Source organism: Geodermatophilus sp. SYSU D00708, from assembly GCF_054050115.1.
On sequence record NZ_JBJGYS010000019.1, the window covers coordinates 18,716 to 36,680 of the forward strand.

Below are 17,965 nucleotides of genomic sequence, written 5' to 3' on the forward strand. Positions count from 1 at the left end.
GTTATCGTGGAGGTCGTCAACGATGGAGGTCTTCATGGACGGCACCGCCCTGACCGACGACGTCGGCTTCCTGCTCTCCCGGGCCAGCGGGCTGCTCGTGCGGGCCACCAACGCCGCGCTGGCCACCCACGGCCTGCGGGTGCGTTCCTACTCCGCACTGCTGCTGGCCTGCGACTCGGCCGACGGCATCTCGCAGCGGGACCTCGCCGAGGCGCTGGGGCTCGACCCCAGCCAGGTGGTGCTCCTCGTCGACGAGCTCACCGAGGCCGGGCTGGTGGAACGGCGCCCCTCGGCGAGCGACCGGCGGACCAAGCTGGTCGTCGCCACCGACGCGGGCCGCGCGGTGCGGCGGCAGGCGACACGGGCGACCGCGGAGGCGCACGCGGGGCAGTTGGGCGCGCTCTCCGACGAGGAGCAGGACCGGCTGCGCGACCTCCTGGGCCGGCTGGTCGCCGTCCGCCCGGCCGCCGTCCCGGGCTGACCGGCGAGGGGGCTTGCCCCGGAGACGTGTGACGTGCATCATCCCGATCGTCAACCGTTGAGGTTCTCACTCATTTCGACCCCAGGAGAGCAGATGCTCCGCAAGTTCGTCCCCGTGCTGGCCGCGACGACGCTCGCGCTCGCCGCGTGTGGGGGTGGCGACGACGAGGCCGCGTCGGGCGGCACCGCCGCTGGTGGCAGCGGCGAGCTGCGCCAGGTGACCGCCGGCCTGCTCCCGGTCGCCGTGACCGGCGCGCTGCAGGGCGGCATCGAGCAGGGCTTCTTCGAGGACCACGGCATCGAGGTCACCATCGAGACCGGGCAGGGCGGGGCGGCCCTCCTCCCGGCCGTCGCCTCCGGTCAGATGCAGTTCGCCACCAGCAACCCCGTCTCGCTGCTGCAGGCCCGCGACCAGGGCCTCGACGTCCGGGTCATCGGCCACTGGACCTCGACGCACGCCGAGGGCGAGGACGTCAACGGCGTCGTCGCCGGCACGAACTCGGGGATCACCTCCGCAGCCGGTCTCGCCGGCAAGCGGATCGCCGTCAACACCCTCAACGGCATGGGCCAGCTGACCATCGACGAGGCGGTGCGCAAGGACGGCGGCGACCCGTCGGGCATCCAGTACGTCGAGCTGCCCTTCCCGGACATGCCCGCGGCCCTGGACGCCGGCAACGTCGACGCGGTCTGGGTGCCCGAGCCCTTCCTGTCTCAGCTGATGTCGTCCGGCCACCCGCTGGCCACCTACTCCAGCCAGGAGTCGGTGCCCGGCCACCCGACCCAGCTGTTCTTCACCTCGGGCCAGCTGGTCGAGTCCGACCCGCAGCTGGTCGAGGACTTCACCGCGGCCCTGGAGGAGACCCTCGAGTGGGCCGACCAGAACACCGACACGGTCAAGACCGAGGCCGAGGAGTTCCTCGGGACCCCGCCCGGGGCGCTGGCCGAGGTCGGCATCGAGGAGTTCGGCACCGACCTGCGCCGTCCGCAGATCGAGCAGATGGGTGAGCTGATGGTCGAGGCCGGCCTGCTCGACGGCGAGCCCGACATCGACGGCCTGCTCCCGCAGGAGTAAGCCTCAGGAGTGACCTCCGAGCACCTGTCGCAGGCCCGTCCGGACCCCCGGGCGGGCCTGCGGCCGTCCCGTGCGCGGGACGGCGGCCTGCTGCTGGCCGCCGTCCTGCTGGCGGGCCTGAACATGCGCGGCGCGATCGGCGCGGTCTCCCCGGTGCTGCCGCAGATGCGCGCCGAGCTCGGCCTCTCGCCGACGGTGGCGGGGCTGGTCACCACGCTGCCGGTGCTCTGCTTCGCCGTCCTGGCGCCGCCCGCCGCCTGGCTGGGCCGGCGGATGGGCGCCGAGGCGGCGGTGTGCGCCGGCCTGCTCGCCATCGCCGCGGGCACGGTGCTGCGCGCGCTCGACGGCGCCCCGCTGCTGCTGGTGGGGACCTCCGTCATCGGGGCCGGCATGACGCTGGGCAACGTGCTGCTCCCCGCTGTGACCAAGCGGGAGTTCGCCGAGCGCGCCGGGACGGTCACCGGGCTCTACACCGCCGCCCTGTGCGCCGGGGCGGCACTGACGGCCGCGCTCACCGCCCCGCTCGCCGGCCTCACCGGCTGGCGGACGGCGCTGGCCGCGTGGGCGGCCCTCGCGGTCGCGTCCGCCGCGCTCTGGGCGGTCGCCACCCGCGGGCGGGGGAGCGGACCGCGGGCGGCGGCCGAGCCGGGCACGGCGCCGGCGGCTGCACCGGCGCCGGCCGTCCCCGTCTGGCGCTCCTCGGTCGCGTGGGCGATCGCCACGGTGCTCGCCCTCCAGTCGGTCCTGTACTACGCGATCACCGCCTGGCTGCCGACGCTGCTGCTCGACGAGCTCGGCCAGGGGCTGCGGCCGGGAGCCGTGGCCGCCGCCCTGTTCCAGGTGCTGGGCATCCCCGGGAGCCTGCTGGTCCCGGCGGTCCTCGCCCGGCGCCGTCAGGCCGCCGGGCAGAGCGGCCTGGGCCTCCTCGTCGCCGCCTCCTGGGCGGTGCTCGTGCTGGGACTGCTGGTCGCGCCGGGGCTGTGGGTCGTGTGGGCGGTGGTCGGCGGCCTCACCCAGGGAGCCGGCATCGCGTTCGCCTTCACCGTCCTGGTGCTGCGCGCCGCCGACGACGCCGCGGCCCGGCGGCTGTCGGGCATGGCCCAGCTGGTGGGGTACTCCGTGGGCGCCACCGGCCCGCTGCTGGTCGGGGCCGTCTACGCCGCCACCGGCGGGTGGGCCGCACCCCTGGTCCTGCTGCTGGGGGTGGCCGCCGTGCACGCCGGGGCGGCGGTGCTGGCCGGACGGCCGCGGACCGTCGGATGACGATCACAAGGGCTTCCACATCGTGGAAGTCCGGTACCCGGAGTGCGGTGATGGCCGTCACCGTGGGTATCGAGCTGTGGAGCCCGAGCACGGAGGCATGCGATGACGTCGATCGTCCAGAACCAGTGGTATGTGGCCGCCTACGGCCGTGAGATCGGCCGCGAGCTGTTCAGCCGCACGATCTGCGGCGAGTCGATCCTCTTCTGGCGGACCGAGGCCGGTCAGGTCACGGCGATGAGCGACCGCTGCGTGCACCGCCGATTCCCGCTGTCGGAGAAGCCCAGTCACCTCAACGGCGACACCGTCGTCTGCGGGTACCACGGCTTCACCTACGGCGCCGACGGCGTCTGCGTCGCCGTCCCCGGCCAGAAGCGGGTCCCGCGTACCGCGCGGCTGAAGTCCTACCCGGTCGTGGAGCAGGACTCCTTCATCTGGGTCTTCATCGGCGACCCGGACAAGGCCGAGAGCACCCGCATCCCGCGGGCGCCGTGGCTGGACCAGGAGGGCTGGACCGTCGTCAGCGGCATGGAGCCCCTCCAGGCCCGCGCCAGCCTGCTGATCGACAACCTGATGGACCTCTCACACGAGACGTACCTGCACGGCGGCTACATCGGCACCCCCGAGGTCGCCGAGACGCCGATCACCACCGAGGTCGACGAGGAGGCCGGCATCGTCTACGTCAGCCGGCACATGGCCGACGCGGAGTGCCCGCCCTTCTACTCCAAGAGCACCGGCATCCAGGGCCGGATCACCCGCTGGCAGGACATCGAGTACACCCCGCCGTGCCTGTACAAGCTGCACAGCCGGATCGCCCCGGTCGGCGTGCTGCCCAACGAGGACGGCACCGACCCGGACGCCTTCCACGTCGAGGTCGTGTACGCGATCACGCCGGAGACCGAGCACTCCACCCACGACTTCTGGGCGGTCGCGCGGGACTTCGCGCTCGGCGACCAGGAGGTCTCGGAGTTCCTCGCGACGAACAACCGCACCGTCGTCCTGCAGGACGTGACCGCGCTCGACGTCCTGGAGCAGGTCCTCACCGGCGAGCCCGACGGCTACCAGGAGCTGTCGATCAACATCGACACCGGTGGGCTGGCCGCCCGCCGGCTGAACGCCCGCCTGGCCGCCGAGGCCTCCGGTGCCCCGGTCGAGCAGGCCACGGCGACGGCGCAGTGACCGCCTCCTACGGCACGAGCTCGGGAGGGAACGGCATGACCCTGCCTCCACCGCGTGAGGTGCTCATCGGCGAGAAGGTGCTCCGGGTGAACTGGCTGCCCGGCTCCGACCGGCTGCGGGGCCTGTGCCACTGCGGCGCGGAGGCCGAGGGCGAGGACCCGATCGAGATGTGGGAGTGGCTGCTCGCGCACCCCGACCACCCGGCCGGTGGGCCGACGGTGCGCCCGCTGCCCGACGTCCTGCCACCCCCGCCCGCGCACCGCGTGACCGACCCGTCGATCATCAGGTCCCGCACCCCGGTCCTGGTCTGAGCCCGTGGTCCCCGGCCCCCGCCCGTCGGCGGGGCCGGGGACGCGGCTCGTCCGACGTCGAAACGGAGTACCCCCGTGCACACCACCCACGACGAGGTGGACCTGCACCTGCAGGTGGCCGCCCGCAGGACCGGCGCCGAGGGCGTCGTCGTCCTGGACCTGCGCGACCCGTCGGGCGGGGAGCTCCCCGCCTGGTCTCCCGGCGCGCACATCGACCTCAAGCTGCGCGAGGGGTTGGTCCGCCAGTACTCGCTGTGCGGCGACCCGAACGACCGCTCGGTGTGGCGGATCGGCGTGCTGCGCGAGCCGGAGAGCCGCGGCGGGTCCGAGCACGTGCACGAGTCGCTGGTCGAGGGCGTCGAGGTCGACGTCCGCGGGCCGCGCAACAACTTCGAGCTGGTCGACTCGCCGAAGTACCTGTTCGTCGCCGGCGGCATCGGGATCACCCCGATCCTGCCGATGCTCACCGCCGCCGAGGCCGCCGGCGCGGAGTGGGAGCTGCACTACGGCGGGCGCAGCCGCCGGTCGATGGCGTTCCTGGAGGCGCTGGAGGACGCGACCGGCAACCGGGTCACCCTGCACCCGCAGGACGAGGTCGGCCTGATCGACCTGCCGAAGGTCCTGGGCACCCCGCGGCCGGACACGGTCGTCTACACCTGCGGCCCCGAGCCGCTGCTCAAGGCCGTCGAGCAGCACGTGGCCGCCGCCTGGCCGGAGGGCAGCCTGCACCTGGAGCGGTTCAGCCCCAAGGAGCAGGGCGCGCCGGTGCTCGCGGAGTCCTTCGAGGTGGAGCTCGCCACCAGCGGCCTGACGCTGACCGTGCCGCCGGAGAAGTCGATCCTCGAGGTCGTCGAGGAGGCCGGGGTCCCGGTGCTGTCCTCCTGCCAGGAGGGGACCTGCGGGACCTGCGAGACGCCGGTGCTGGAGGGCGAGGTCGACCACCGCGACTCGCTGCTGACCCCGGCGGAGCAGGCCGCGAACGACACGATGTTCATCTGCGTGTCCCGGGCGGCGTGCCCCAAGCTGGTCCTGGAACTCTGAGCGCCGGTGAGCTGACCCGGCCGAGGACGTCGGGCGGCAAGCTGCTGGCGGTGCTGGACGCCTTCACCCGGGAGCGGCCGGCGCTCACCCTGTCCGAGATCGCCCGCCTCGTCGACGTCCCGCTGTCGACCGCCCACCGGCTGGTCGGCGAGCTGCGCCGGTGGGGCGGGCTCGAGCGGGACGCCGACGGCCGCTTCCGCGTGGGGCTGCGGCTGTGGGAGCTCGGCGCGCTCGCCCCCCGCGGGCTGGGCCTGCGGGAGGCGGCGCTGCCGTTCATGGAGGACCTCTACGAGGTCACCCACCAGAACGTGCAGCTGGCCGTGCGCGAGGACGTCGAGGTCCTCTTCGTCGAGCGGTTCGCCGCGCGCGACTCGGTCACCGTGCTCACCCGGGTCGGCGGCCGGTTCGCGCTGCCGCCGACCGGGGTGGGGCTGGTGCTGCTGGCGCACGCGCCGGTCGACGTCCAGGAGCGGGTGCTGGCCGCCCCGCTGAAGCGCTACACGCCGCACACCATCACCGACCCGCGGGAGCTGCGCCGGGTGCTGGCCGAGGTGCGCCGCGCCGGCCTGGCGATCAGCGACCGCCAGGTGACCACCGACGCGGTGTCCGTGGCCGCGCCGATCACCCTCGAGGACAGCGTCGTCGCGGCGCTGTCCGTCGTCGTGCGCGGGGACTCCCCGGCCGCCGTCCGCACCGCCGCCCCGGGCGTGCGGGCCGCGGCGCGTGGCATCTCCCGCGTGCTCACCCAGTCCGCCGGCGGCGGCTGGCCGGTCGAAGGACCGGCGGCCGCCGCCGAGGAGTCCCGTTGAACCACCGAGGAGGACCCGCGTGAGGATCACCGCCGCCGTCGTCGAGGAACTGCACGGCCCGTTCGTCGTCAAGGACGTCGAACTCGACGAGCCCGGACCCGGCGACGTGCTGGTGAAGGTCGCCGCGACCGGCTTCTGCCACACCGACGGCATCGCGCGCGACGGTGACCTGCCCTTCCCGCTGCCCGGCGTGCTGGGGCACGAGGGCGCCGGCACGATCGTCGCCGTGGGGGAGGGCGTCACCGGGTTCCACGAGGGACAGGCGGTCGTCCTCGGCTGGCCGTACTGCGGCGACTGCCGCAACTGCGTCGCCGGCGAACCCCGCTACTGCCTGCGGATGGCCGAGCTGGTCGGCGGCGGGCACCGCCTCGACGGCCCCTCCGCGCTGCGCACGACCGACGGGCAGCCGCTGGCCAGCCACTTCTTCGGCCAGTCGTCGTTCGCCACCTACTCGATGACGACCGCCTCCTCGCTGGTGCCCGTCCCCGAGGGACTGCCGGTCGAGCTCATGGGCCCGCTGGCCTGCGGCCTGGCCACCGGCGCGGGCGCGGTGTTCAACACGCTGCGGCCGGAGCCGGGCAGCTCGCTCGTGGTCTACGGCGCCGGCACGGTGGGCCTGGCCGCGGTCATGGCCGCCCGCAACTCGGCGGCGACGACGATCATCGCCGTCGACCGGCACGCCGGCCGGCTCCGGCTGGCCGCCGACCTGGGCGCCACCCACACCGTCGACGCGAGCGACACCGACCCGGTGCAGGCGGTCCAGGACATCTGCGCTGGTCCCGCCGACGCCGCGCTGGACTGCACCGGGGTCATCTCCGTCGTCCGGCAGGCGATCGACTCCGTCGGGATGCTGGGCACGGCGCTGCTCATCGGCGGGGCGCCCGCCGGCGCGGAGTTCAGCGCCGACCACCTGACCACGCTGTGGGGCAAGACCATCCGGGGCACGCTCGGCGGCAGCGGGCACGGCCAGAACCTGATCGCGTCGCTCATGGACCTGCACGCCCAGGGCCGGTTCCCGTTCGACCGGCTGGTCGAGTACTTCCCGCTCGAGCAGATCCAGGACGCCGTCGAGGCCTCGCACAGCGGCGCCGTCGTCAAGCCGATCCTGCGCATGCCCCAGTGACCCGGGCCTGAGGGGCAGAGATGGCCATCTCTGCCCCTCGGGCCGGCTCTCAGCCGAGGGAGCCGATCAGGTCCCGGCAGGCCTGCTCGCAGCGGCGGCAGGCCTCGGCGCACACCCGGCAGTGCTCGTGCATCTCGGCGTGCCGGTCGCACTCGTCGCCGCAGGCCTTGCACGCGGCGGCGCACGCCTCGAGCACCGCGCGGGTGAGGTTGGCGTCGTAGCCGGTGTGCCGGGACAGCACCCGCCCGGTGGCGTCGCAGACGTCGGCGCAGTCGGCATTGGTGCGGATGCACTTGGTGAGCTCGGCGACGGAGTCCTCGCTCAGGCAGGCGTCGGCGCACGCGGTGCACGCCTGGGCGCACTCGACGCACGCGTCGATGCAGGCCAGTAGCTTCGCCCGGTCGACGCCGCCGAGGTCCTTCGGGTAGGTGTCGAGCATCCGGTCGGCAACGGTCACGGTGGTCTCCCTCGTCGTGTGCGGTGGGCACCGGTGTCCTACCCGGGCCGCCTCCTGGGACGCGTCTCTTCACGGAGCCGTCATGGGAGCGGCCGTCCCCGGTTGGGTAGGACAACCGGTATGGCGCACATCGACCGGATCGCCGAGCCGTGGGGGAGCCGAACGCCGTACGGGCCGGGGGAGACCTGGCCGACGCGGGTCGACTCGTACCTGGCCGACGGGCTGACCGAGGACGACGTCGACCGGTGGGTGCAGTCGGCAACGATCCTGCACTCCAACGGCGACGGCCTGGACATCGCGGTGAAGGACGGCCGCATCGTCGGCGTCCGTGGCCGGGCGGTGGACCGGGTCAACCACGGCCGGCTGGGCCCCAAGGACCTGTTCGGCTGGCAGGCCAACAACTCCCCGGACCGGCTCACCAAGCCGTTGATCCGGCGGGACGGCGAGCTGGTGGAGTGCGACTGGGACACCGCGATGGCCGCGGTCGCCGGCCGCTGCCGGGAGTTGCTCGACGAGCAGGGGCCCAGTGCGATCGCGTTCTACACCACCGGTCAGCTCTTCCTCGAGGAGTACTACACGCTCGGGCTGATCGCGCACGGCGGCATCGGCACCAACCACGTCGACGGCAACACCCGGCTGTGCACGGCCACCGCGGCCGCCGCGCTCAAGGAGTCGTTCGCCTCCGACGGACAGCCCGGCTCCTACACCGACATCGACTCCGCCGACGTGATCGCCCTCTACGGGCACAACATGGCCGAGACCCAGACGGTGCTGTGGACCCGCGTGCTCGACCGGCTGGCCGGGCCCAACCCGCCGGCGCTGGTCTGCGTGGACCCGCGGGAGACGCCGGTGGCCCGGGCGGCGACCGTGCACCTGGCACCCCGGCCGGGCACGAACGTGATGCTGATGAACGCCCTGCTGCACGAGATCGTCGCCAACGACTGGGTCGACTCCGACTACGTCGAGGCGCACGCGGTCGGCTTCGACGAGCTGGCGAAGCGGGTCCAGGACTACCCGCCCGAGGTCGCCGCCGAGGTCTGCGACGTCCCGGTGGCGCAGATCCGGGAGGCCGCCCGGCTGATCGGCACCGCGCAGCGGCTGGTCTCCACCGTGCTGCAGGGCTTCTACCAGTCCCACCAGGCCACCGCGGCCGCCGTTCAGGTGAACAACGTGCACATCCTGCGCGGCATGCTCGGGCGGCCCGGGTGCGGGCTGCTCCAGATGAACGGCCAGCCCACCGCGCAGAACACGCGCGAGGCCGGGGCGGACGGCGATCTGCCGGGCTTCCGCAACTGGTCCAACGAGGCCCACGTGCAGGACCTCGCCCGGGTCTGGAACGTCGATCCGATGGACATCCCGCACTACTCACCGCCCACCCACGTGATGCAGCAGCTGCGGTACATCGAGGAGGGCTCGATCCGCTTGCTCTACGTCACGGCGACCAACCCGGCGGTGTCCCTGCCGGAACTGCGTCGCGTCCGTGAGCTGCTGAGCCAGGAGCGGCTGTTCCTGGTGGTCCAGGACCTCTTCCTGTCCGAGACCGCGCAGCTGGCCGACGTCGTCCTGCCCGCGGCCACCTGGGGGGAGAAGACGGGGACGTTCACCAACGTCGACCGCACCGTGCACCTGTCGGAGAAGGCCGTGGACCCACCGGGGGAGGCGCGGCCGGATCTCGACATCCTGATCGACTTCGCCTCCCGGCTGGGGCTGCGGGACAAGGACGGCGCCCCGCTGGTCAAGTGGTCCGACCCGGAGGGCGCGTTCGAGGGGTGGAAGGAGTGCAGCCGCGGCCGGCCGTGCGACTACACCGGCCTGTCCTACGACGAGCTGCGCGGCGGCAGCGGCATCCAGTGGCCGTGCACCGAGGAGCACCCCGAGGGCACCGAGCACATCTACGTCGACGGGCAGTTCTGGGCCGACCCCGACCACTGCGAGAGCTACGGCCGCGACCTGGTCACCGGAGCGCCCCTGGACGAGACCGAGTACCGGGCGCTCAACCCCGGCGGCAAGGCGGTGCTCAAAGCGGCCGAGTACCTCCCGCCCCACGAGCTGCCCAGCCAGGACTTCCCCTTCCAGCTGGTCACCGGCCGCACGCTGTACCACTTCCACACCCGCACCAAGACCGGCCGCGCACCCCAGCTGCAGGCCGCCGCACCCGAGGTGTGGGTCGAGATGTCGCCGTCCGACGCCGCCGACCGCGACTGGGGCGAGGGCGACCTGCTCGAGGTCGTCACCCCCCGGGGCCGGGTGCAGGGCCGGCTGCGGATCAGCGGTATCCGGCCCGGCGTGGTCTTCCTGCCCTTCCACTACGGCTACTGGGACGAGCCCGGCGGTTCCGAACCCTCCGGGGACGGCGGGCGAGCGGCCAACGAGCTCACGCTCACCGACTGGGACGCCTGCTCCAAGCAGCCGAACTTCAAGACCGCTGCCGCCGCGGTCACCCGGCTCGCCGAGGCCACCGGCCCCGCCCCGGCGCCCACGACGACCGGGTCGCGGCCGGTGGCGGCGGAGGTGCCACCCACCCGCGGCGGCACCGCTGCCGAGGCGGTCGAGGACCTGGTCGAGGGAGGTGCGCGGTGAAGCTGCACCTGGCCATCGAGGAGCTGCACCGCTCGGAGAACCACCTGCACCGGGTGCTGCTGGCGGTGTCGGACCGGCACAAGGCCGACCACGAGGTCTTCTACGTGGCCCGGGACATCGCCCGGTGGTCCGGCCGGCACGTCACCGAGCTGGCCCGGATCGGCACCGACCACGGCCTCGACCTGGACCCGGAACCCCGGGGCGAGCCCGGCATCCTCGAGCGGGTCCAACAGGCGGCCTCGGACCTGTTCGGACGACGTCCCGAACCAGGGCTGCTGCTGCTCGCCGACCTGCGGCACGTGCACCGGGAGGCCGCGGGGGTGTCGCTGGACTGGGAGCTGCTCGCCCAGGCCGCCCAGGGCGCGCGGCAGCGCGACCTCTTCCAGCTGGCGCGGCGCTGTCACCCCGACACGCTGCGGCAGATGCGCTGGGCCAACGCCAAGCTCAAGGAGTCCGCGACCCAGGCCCTGGTGAGCTGATGAGCGAGCCGCTGACCCGCGTCGTCCTCCGCCCGATCGCCACGCCCCTCCCGCTGGGTTTCCTCGCCCTCGCCCTGGCGACCGTCGTGTTCGCCGCCGTCCAGCTCGGGTGGATCCCGCCCGACCAGGGCCGGATCGCCGGCCTCACCGCCCTGGCCGCCACGGTGCCGCTGCAACTCACCGCGGCGGTCGTCGGATTCCTCGCGCGCGACCCGGTGGCCGCCACCGGGATGGGCGTGCTGACCGGCACGTGGGCCGTCGTCGCCCTCACCACGCTCACGTCGCCCGCGGGTGCCACCAGCGCGGGCCTCGGCGTCCTGCTGGTGACCGCCGGAGTGGCCATGCAGGTGCCGGCGGTCTCCGCCGCGGCGAGCAAGCTCGTCCCCGCCGCGGTCATGTGCCTGGCCGGGATCCGGTTCGCCGTCACTGGCGCCGCCCACCTCACCGGCTCCGCGTCCTGGCAGTCGGCCGCCGGGTGGGTCGGTCTCGCGCTCGGGGTGCTGGCGCTGTACGCGGCGCTGGCGCTGGAACTGGAGGGCAGCGAGCGACGGACCGTCCTGCCGCTCGGCCGCCGTGGACCCGGCCGGGCCGCCGTCGAGGGGGACGGTCCGCTGGCGCCGTCCTCGCTCGCCGCGGAGGCCGGCGTCCGTCCGCAGCTGTGACCTGCTCGGAGGCGTGGCCGCGGACCCAACGGGTAGGTGACGGACACAACTGATCGTGCGCAACCGAGCGATGGAGACCCCGTGGCCCTGGACCACCCGACCCAGCCCGGCGACATCGACCACCTGATCGCCGACGACCACGCGGTCGTCGACCGGCAGTTCCAGCACCTGGAGGCCGGCCGTGGCAACCGGCGGGTGCTGGTCGACCAGATCTCCTTCGAGCTGGCGCTGCACGCCTTCGCGGAGGAGACGGTGCTCTACCCGATCTGGCCCGAGGTCGGGATGACCGACGAGCACGACGACGCCGAGCACGAGCACCAGGAGATCGTCGGGACCCCGGCCGCCTTCTTCGGTGCCGCCGCCGTCCTCGACGAGGCCGAGCAGGCCCAGCAGGAGGCGGCCGACCACCTCACCCGCGCGTTCGCCGGGGCCGGCGCGTGAGCGCCGACCGCATCGCGACCGAGGAGACGCTCGGCGAGCTGGAGGTCGTCCACCTCTTCGACGGGGCGATGCCCACCGGCGTCACCGTCTCGCACACCGGCCGGGTCTTCGTCTGCTACCCGAAGTGGGGCGACGACGTCGGCTTCACCGTCGGGGAGATCCGCGACGGCGAGGCGGTCGCCTTCCCGTCGCAGGAGCTCAACGACAACCGGTCGGACGCCGACCCCGAGCGGCTCGTGTCGGTGCAGAGCGTCGTCGTCGACCCCGCCGACCGGCTCTGGATCCTCGACACCGGGTCGCCGCTGTTCCAGCCGACCGACCACGGCGGGCCGAAGCTGGTCTGCGTCGACCTGACCTCCGACGAGGTCGTGCAGACCATCCTCTTCCCGACCGACGTGGCGCTGCCGACGACGTACCTCAACGACGTCCGGTTCGACCTGCGCCGGGGCGAGGCCGGGACGGTGTTCATCACCGACTCCTCCGACCAGGGCCCCAACGGCGTCATCGTCGTCGACCTGGCCACGGGGGAGTCGTGGCGGCGGCTGCACGAGCACCCCAGCACCAAGGCGACCCTGCCGCCGGAGCTGCGGATGGTCGTCGAGGGCCAGGAGTTCTGCGAGCGGTCACCCGACGGCAGCACCTCGCCGGTGCGGATGGGCGCCGACGGCATCGCGATCTCGGCCGACGGCGAGCGGCTGTTCTACTGCCCGCTGGCCGGGCGGCGGTGGTGGAGCGTGTCGGTCGACGCGCTGGCCGACCGGTCGCGCGACGACGCCGCGGTGGCCGCCACCGTGGTCGACGAGGGCGACAAGGGGTGCGTCAGCGACGGCCTGGAGACCGACGACGCCGGCCGGCTGTACGTGACCGACGGCGAGCACGACGCGATCCACCGGCGGCTGCCCGACGGCACCTGGGAGACCGTCGTGCACGACGCGCGGCTGCTCTGGCCGGACACGATGTCCGTCGCGGCCGACGGGCACCTCTACGTCACGGCCAACCAGCTGTACCGGCAGGACAAGTACCGCGGCGGAGAGGACCGGCGGCGCAGGCCCTACGTGCTGTTCCGGACGCCGATCGACGCGGGGCCGGTGCGGCTGCGCTGACCGGACCGGGGTAGGAACGGGGGGTGCGCCGGCTGCTCCTGGTCGTCAACCGGTCGGCGGGTACCGCGGACGACGAGGCGGTGGCCGCCGCCGTGGCCGAGCTGCGCCGGCACGCCGAGGTCGCCGTGGCCGCGACCGGCGACGAGGCCGAGCTCGACGGGGCGATCGCGACCCGCGACGGCCGGCGGCTGGTGGCCGTGGGAGGGGACGGCTCCGTGCACGCGGTGGTGCGCGCGCTGGACCGGGCCGGGCACCTGGACCCGGGCGAGCCGATCGGGCTGATCCCGCTCGGCACCGGCAACGACCTCGCCCGAGCCCTGGGTCTGCCGCTGGACCCGGTCGCGGCCGCCGCGGTCGTGCACGGCGGCGTGCCGCGGCCGCTGGACCTGCTGCGCGACGACGCCGGCGGCGTCGTGGTCAACGCCGTCCACGCCGGCGTCGGGTCCCGCGCCTACGCGGTGGCGGCCCGGGTCAAGCCGCGGCTCAAGCGGGCCTCCTTCCCTGTCGGTGCGGTGCTCGCCGGCCTGGCCGCGACCGGCTGGGACCTCACCGTGGCGGTCGACGGCCGGGCCGTCGGCGCCGAGCGCGTCCTCATGGCGGCGGTGTGCAACGGGCCGACGATCGGCGGCGGACGCCCCCTCGCGCCGGCCGCGCGGCCGGACGACGGCCTGGCCCACGTCGTCGTCTGCACCGCGACCGGGCCGCTGGCCCGGGCCGCGTTCGCGCTGGCGCTGCGGACCGGCCGGCACACCGCGCGGAACGACGTCCGCGTCGTGACCGGCCGCGAGGTGACGATCTCCGGGACGCCGGTCATGCTCGACGCCGACGGCGAGCTCGGGGACCCGGTCCCGGCCCGGACGTGGCGGGTGCAGCCCACGGCCTGGTCGGTCCTCACCTCCGGCTGAGGCCCGCTGCCACCGGATGGGTCCGGCTGGTCCCGAGCCCCCGGGTCGCCCTCCGACGCCGTGGGCGGCTCAGGTCCCCGGGACGCGGTAGGCGACCAGCGACTGCGGGACGTTGGTCTTGGTGAACAGCGTGCCGCCGCCGATGGTCAGGGTCTGCGGGAAGCCGCTCTGCCGAGCCGGGATGCTGACCAGGGCCGAGGTCCTGGTGCCGGTGGCGGCGAACCCGAGGATCCGGTAGGCGAGCACGCCGGACGACGTCCGGTACTCGTTGACGACCCAGACCACGCTGCCGCCGCGCACCACCGGGGTGGAGTAGTCGCCGAGCGTCGTCGTCCACTGCTGCGCGCCGGTCGCGACGGACAGGCGGGCGATCACCCCGGCGTGGGTGTCGCCGTAGCGGTTGGCCGGCACGGGCCTGCGGTAGGTGACGAACACGGTGTTGCCGTCGGCCGCGCCCAGGGCCAGTTCGGTGCCCGACGGGAACGACCTCGTCCACACCGCCGGGCAGGTGGCCCTGCCGCAGCCGGCGGCGGCGACCGCGACGACGGAGTTCCCGGTGCGCGCGAGGACGCGGCTCCCGGCGACGACCGGGGTGCCCTGCCCGGGTGCGCTCCAGAGCCTGCGTCCGGTGGCGGCGTCGTAGGCGGTGATCCCCGAGGTCCGCGGCTCGTAGCCGACGTACAGGACGCCGGCGCCCAGTGCGATCCCGACGCCCTCGCGGTCCTCGAGGCGGACGGTCCACTGCAGCTTGCCGTCACTGAGCCGGTAGGCCGCCAGCGTGTAGTCCGACAGGTACACGTAGGCCCGGGTGGCGTCGGCGTAGACGCGGTGGCTGGACCAGGCGTAGCTCTGCGCGCTGTTCGGGGCCACCTCGCTGGTCCAGACGACCCTGCGGCTGGACGTGTCGACCGCCATCAGCCCGGCCCCGGCCGTGCGCGGTTCCTGGAACGGGATCAGCACCAGCTTGCCGGCGACGGTGACGCCGTCGGGGAAGAACAGCTTGTTCGGCGCGGACAGGGACACCTGCCACAGGGTCTTCCCGGTGCGCGTCGAGGCCGCGACCAGGGTGCTCGGGTCGGTCGGGCTCCAGTACCGGTGCACGTAGTAGACGACGTCGCCGACGACGGTCGGGCGCTGGCCACCCTCGGCGTTGGCCCGGTCCGCGGTCCACGCCTGGGCCAGGCGGGCGGCGTTGCCCTGGGTGATGGTCGCCTCGCCGGGGTTGTGCAGCGCGTTGCCGTTCCCGCCCGACGGGGAGGTCCAGGCACCCGGGGACGCCGCGGTGGCCGGCAGCGCGGGCAGGACCAGGCTCAGCCCGAGCGCCGCCGCCAGCAGGACCAGCCTTCGGCGCACCGGCGACCGCCGCACGGCGGAGGTCCTGCTCGTCGGACGGTGCTGGACTGCGGTCACGCGGCTCTCCCCGGCTCGGTGCAGCGACGCGCCGGATCCGATCACGCTGCGTGAACTCCTGCGACGCCACGGCGCGCGGACCTGCTCGGATTCGTCCGACCGGGTGACCGCGGCCACGGCGGACGGTGATCGGGTGGGGTCGCCCGGTGTCCGGGGCGGCCCACCCGCGGGTCACGAGGTCTGCGCGCCCTCCTGAGCGGCGTAGGTGTCGAGCAGCGCCCGCGCGTGCTCGCCGGCCGGGCCCTCCTGCGCCAGCCCGGAGCGGAAGGAGTCCAGCTTCTGCTTCCCGGCCGGGAACGGCGGCAGCAGCGGCACGTCGGGGTCGGCCAGGACCTCCAGCACCACCGGCCGGTCAGCGGCCAGCGCCCGGTCCCACGCCGGACCGAGCTCGGCGGGGTCGGTCACCCGGATCCCGGTGAGCCCCAGCAGCTCGGCGTAGCCGGCGTAGGGGAAGTCCGGCAGCGACTGGCTGTCGTCGAAGCGGGGGTCGCCCTCCATCTCCCGCTGCTCCCAGGTGACCTCGGCCAGGTCGCGGTTGTGCAGCACGCAGACGACGAACCGGGGGTCGGCCCACTGCCGCCAGCGGTGCGCCACGGTCACCAGCTCGGCGTTGCCCAGCATCTGCATCGCGCCGTCCCCGCTGAGCGCGACCACCGGGCGGCCCGGCTCGGCCAGCTTGGCGGCCAGCCCGTAGGGCACCGAGCAGCCCATCGAGGCCAGCGTGCTCGACAGGTGGGCCGGCACCGCCTCGGGCAGCCGCAGGTGGCGGGCGTACCAGTAGGTCACCGACCCGACGTCCACGGCCACCTGCGCGTCGGCGGGCAGCCGCGGGCTGAGCTCGGCCACCACCCGCTCCGGGTTCACCGGCTCGGCCGGCGTGTGCGCGCGCCGCTGCGCCAGATCCCGCCAGGAGCGGACGGCGCCCTCGACCTCGGCCCGCCACGGGCCGCGGTCCCGCTCGGCCAGCAGCGGGAGCAGCGCGCGCAGCGTCTCGCCGGCGTCACCGAGCAGCGGGACCTCCACCGGGTAGCGGCCGCCCAGGTGGCGCCCGTCGAGGTCGATCTGCACGGCCCGGGCCTGCCCCGGCGGCGGGTAGTACTCGGTCCACGGGTCGTTGGTGCCGACCATCAGCAGGGTGTCGCAGTTCCCGAGGACGAAGCCGCTGGCCGTCGTCCCCAGGTGGCCCATGACGCCGGCCGCGAGCGGGTGGTCCTCGTCGACGTGCGGCTTGCCCAGCAGGCTGGTGGCGATGCCCGCCCCCAGCCGCTCGGCGACGGCGAGCACCTCGGCGCGGGCGGTCCGGGCGCCCTGGCCGACCAGCAGCGCCACCCGCTCCCCGGCGTCCAGCAGGTCCGCGGCGGCGCGCAGGTCGTCGTCGTGCGGCAGGACCCGCCCCTGCCGCCAGGTCGGCGCGGTCACCACGACGCCGTGCTCCTGGTCGCCCTCGGGGGCCGGCAGCTGCTGCACGTCGTGGGGGAGGACGACGACCGTCGGGGAGCGGGTCGCCAGCGCGGTGCGGAACGCCCGGTCGAGGACCAGGGGCAGCTGCTCGGCCGTGGACGCCACCTGCGCGAACTGCGCGGCGACGTCCTTGACCAGGGAGAGCAGGTCGATCTCCTGCTGGTACTGCGAGCCCATCACCGTGCGCTGCTGCTGGCCCATGACCGCGACGACCGGGACGCCGTCGAGCTTGGCGTCGTAGAGGCCGGTGAGCAGGTGCACCGCGCCCGGCCCCTGGGTGGACAGCACGACGCCGACGCCGCCGGTGTACTTCGCGTGCCCGACGGCCATGAACGCGGCGGCCTCCTCGTGCCGCGCCTGCACGAACTCCGGCTTCCCGGCCCGCCGCAGCGCGCCCATGACGGCGTTGATGCCGTCGCCGGAGTAGCCGAAGACCCGGGGGACGCCCCACTGCCGCAGCCGCTCGACGACCAGGTCCGCGACCAGACGCTCGCTCATGGCCGCCCCCTACCCGCGGGGCCGGGGTCGTGACGCCTCAGCGCGCGGCGCCGTCGAGCGCCGCCCGGACCTCGTCGTCGGTGGTGGCGCGGAAGTCGTCGTAGCCCTGGCCGACCGCGGCGAACGACGCCGGCGCCCAGAGCGAGACCACGCCGTCGACCTCGGCCGCGATCCGCTCGCTGGCCTTCGGCGAGGCGACGGGCACGGCGATCGTGAGCCGGGCCGGTCCCTGCCGGCGGACGGCGGCGACGGCGGCGCGCATGGTGGAGCCGGTGGCCAGGCCGTCGTCCACCACGACCACCGGCCGCCCGGCCAGCGGGGTCGCGGCCCGGCCCTGCCGGTAGGCGGCCTCCCGGCGGCGCAGCTCGGCGATCTCGCCCTCCCGGGCCCGGCCGAAGGCCTCGTCGTCCACGGCGACGCGCGCGAGCACCCGCTCCTCGCGCACGGTCTCCACCTCCTCGCCGACGGCGGCGATCGCGCCCATCGCCAGCTCCGGCTGCCAGGGCACGCCGACCTTGCGGACGACGACGATGTCCAGCGTCCCGCCGAGCGCCCGGGCCACCTCCGCGGCGACCACCACCCCACCCCGTGGCAGCCCGAGGACGACGGTGTCCGGGCCGGCGGAGTCGGCGAGGCGGGCGGCGAGGGCGCGGCCGGCCTCGGCCCGGTCGGCGAACGGCTTCGCGGTCACGGT

General features: G+C 74.5%; 17 protein-coding genes and 1 pseudogene. 14 read left to right on the forward strand and 4 right to left on the reverse strand.

The features are described 5' to 3' along the window. The first annotated feature begins 34 nt into the window (after positions 1 to 34). The 8 genes and pseudogenes from ACI79D_RS16360 to ACI79D_RS16395 all read left to right on the forward strand — a co-directional run bounded on the left by ACI79D_RS16360 (position 35) and on the right by ACI79D_RS16395 (position 7,275). Entirely contained in the window at positions 35 to 481 is a 447-nt protein-coding gene (locus ACI79D_RS16360; RefSeq protein WP_456919499.1) for a MarR family winged helix-turn-helix transcriptional regulator, read from the forward strand. Between the two features lie 93 nt (positions 482 to 574). After that, a complete protein-coding gene (locus ACI79D_RS16365) occupies positions 575 to 1,552 on the forward strand; it encodes an ABC transporter substrate-binding protein (protein ID WP_456919500.1) in 978 nt (325 codons plus the stop codon). A gap of 9 nt (positions 1,553 to 1,561) precedes the next feature. Next, a complete protein-coding gene (locus ACI79D_RS16370) occupies positions 1,562 to 2,815 on the forward strand; it encodes an MFS transporter (protein ID WP_456919501.1) in 1,254 nt (417 codons plus the stop codon). A 102-nt stretch (positions 2,816 to 2,917) separates the two neighbouring features. Then, positions 2,918 to 3,991 (forward strand): Rieske 2Fe-2S domain-containing protein, encoded by a 1,074-nt coding sequence (locus ACI79D_RS16375; protein ID WP_456919502.1) that lies wholly within the window; start codon positions 2,918 to 2,920, stop codon positions 3,989 to 3,991. A gap of 35 nt (positions 3,992 to 4,026) precedes the next feature. Next, positions 4,027 to 4,302, forward strand: coding sequence for a hypothetical protein (locus tag ACI79D_RS16380; RefSeq protein WP_456919503.1), 276 nt, complete (start codon positions 4,027 to 4,029; stop codon positions 4,300 to 4,302). A gap of 57 nt (positions 4,303 to 4,359) precedes the next feature. Continuing rightward, positions 4,360 to 5,343, forward strand: a pseudogene (locus ACI79D_RS16385) (PDR/VanB family oxidoreductase); the annotation flags it as partial. A gap of 50 nt (positions 5,344 to 5,393) precedes the next feature. After that, positions 5,394 to 6,152, forward strand: coding sequence for an IclR family transcriptional regulator (locus ACI79D_RS16390; protein ID WP_456919504.1), 759 nt, complete (start codon positions 5,394 to 5,396; stop codon positions 6,150 to 6,152). Positions 6,153 to 6,171: 19 nt separating this feature from the next. Next, positions 6,172 to 7,275 (forward strand): NAD(P)-dependent alcohol dehydrogenase, encoded by a 1,104-nt coding sequence (locus ACI79D_RS16395; protein WP_456919505.1) that lies wholly within the window; start codon positions 6,172 to 6,174, stop codon positions 7,273 to 7,275. Positions 7,276 to 7,324: 49 nt separating this feature from the next. On the opposite strand, the gene ACI79D_RS16400 is transcribed toward ACI79D_RS16395, so the two are convergent. Beyond that, positions 7,325 to 7,732, reverse strand: coding sequence for a four-helix bundle copper-binding protein (locus ACI79D_RS16400; RefSeq protein ID WP_456919506.1), 408 nt, complete (start codon positions 7,730 to 7,732; stop codon positions 7,325 to 7,327). Positions 7,733 to 7,852: 120 nt separating this feature from the next. Between ACI79D_RS16400 and ACI79D_RS16405 the strand changes: the two genes are divergently transcribed. The 6 genes from ACI79D_RS16405 (at position 7,853) to ACI79D_RS16430 (ending at position 13,902) form a co-directional block, all read left to right on the forward strand. Continuing rightward, on the forward strand, positions 7,853 to 10,312 hold the full coding sequence (locus tag ACI79D_RS16405) for a molybdopterin oxidoreductase family protein (RefSeq protein WP_456919507.1): 2,460 nt from the start codon (positions 7,853 to 7,855) through the stop codon (positions 10,310 to 10,312). Beyond that, positions 10,309 to 10,791 carry a hypothetical protein gene (locus tag ACI79D_RS16410; RefSeq protein ID WP_456919508.1) on the forward strand — a complete coding sequence of 161 codons (483 nt, stop codon included), beginning with the start codon at positions 10,309 to 10,311 and terminating at the stop codon, positions 10,789 to 10,791. Before ACI79D_RS16405 ends, ACI79D_RS16410 begins: the two co-directional genes overlap by 4 nt. Next, complete coding sequence (locus ACI79D_RS16415) at positions 10,791 to 11,453, forward strand: hypothetical protein (protein WP_456919509.1); 663 nt, start codon at positions 10,791 to 10,793, stop codon at positions 11,451 to 11,453. Before ACI79D_RS16410 ends, ACI79D_RS16415 begins: the two co-directional genes overlap by 1 nt. An 81-nt stretch (positions 11,454 to 11,534) precedes the next feature. Beyond that, positions 11,535 to 11,894, forward strand: a complete 360-nt coding sequence (locus ACI79D_RS16420) for a hypothetical protein (protein ID WP_456919510.1) — start codon at positions 11,535 to 11,537, stop codon at positions 11,892 to 11,894. Then, positions 11,891 to 12,997, forward strand: coding sequence for an L-dopachrome tautomerase-related protein (locus ACI79D_RS16425; protein ID WP_456919511.1), 1,107 nt, complete (start codon positions 11,891 to 11,893; stop codon positions 12,995 to 12,997). The genes ACI79D_RS16420 and ACI79D_RS16425 overlap by 4 nt, the downstream gene beginning before the upstream one ends. Before the next feature lie 23 nt (positions 12,998 to 13,020). Next, a complete protein-coding gene (locus ACI79D_RS16430) occupies positions 13,021 to 13,902 on the forward strand; it encodes a diacylglycerol/lipid kinase family protein (RefSeq protein WP_456919512.1) in 882 nt (293 codons plus the stop codon). A 69-nt stretch (positions 13,903 to 13,971) separates the two neighbouring features. Here ACI79D_RS16430 and ACI79D_RS16435 read toward each other — a convergent pair whose 3' ends face one another. From ACI79D_RS16435 to ACI79D_RS16445, 3 genes are all read right to left on the reverse strand, one after another. Next, on the reverse strand, positions 13,972 to 15,312 hold the full coding sequence (locus tag ACI79D_RS16435) for a PQQ-binding-like beta-propeller repeat protein (protein ID WP_456919513.1): 1,341 nt from the start codon (positions 15,310 to 15,312) through the stop codon (positions 13,972 to 13,974). A 171-nt stretch (positions 15,313 to 15,483) separates the two neighbouring features. Then, on the reverse strand, positions 15,484 to 17,271 hold the full coding sequence (locus ACI79D_RS16440; RefSeq protein ID WP_456919514.1) for a thiamine pyrophosphate-requiring protein: 1,788 nt from the start codon (positions 17,269 to 17,271) through the stop codon (positions 15,484 to 15,486). Positions 17,272 to 17,308: 37 nt separating this feature from the next. Further along, the gene (locus ACI79D_RS16445) at positions 17,309 to 17,962 is read right to left on the reverse strand and encodes a phosphoribosyltransferase (RefSeq protein WP_456919515.1); all 654 of its coding nucleotides are present in this window, start codon (positions 17,960 to 17,962) and stop codon (positions 17,309 to 17,311) included. Positions 17,963 to 17,965: the final 3 nt, after the last annotated feature.

Coding starts and splice junctions, on each gene's coding strand:
- ACI79D_RS16365 (WP_456919500.1), top strand. CDS start 575: ATGCTCCGCAAGTTCGTCCCCGTGCTGGCCGCGACGACGCTCGCGCTC.
- ACI79D_RS16405 (WP_456919507.1), top strand. CDS start 7,853: ATGGCGCACATCGACCGGATCGCCGAGCCGTGGGGGAGCCGAACGCCG.
- ACI79D_RS16415 (WP_456919509.1), top strand. CDS start 10,791: ATGAGCGAGCCGCTGACCCGCGTCGTCCTCCGCCCGATCGCCACGCCC.
- ACI79D_RS16360 (WP_456919499.1), top strand. CDS start 35: ATGGACGGCACCGCCCTGACCGACGACGTCGGCTTCCTGCTCTCCCGG.
- ACI79D_RS16440 (WP_456919514.1), bottom strand. CDS start 17,271: ATGAGCGAGCGTCTGGTCGCGGACCTGGTCGTCGAGCGGCTGCGGCAG.
- ACI79D_RS16375 (WP_456919502.1), top strand. CDS start 2,918: ATGACGTCGATCGTCCAGAACCAGTGGTATGTGGCCGCCTACGGCCGT.
- ACI79D_RS16380 (WP_456919503.1), top strand. CDS start 4,027: ATGACCCTGCCTCCACCGCGTGAGGTGCTCATCGGCGAGAAGGTGCTC.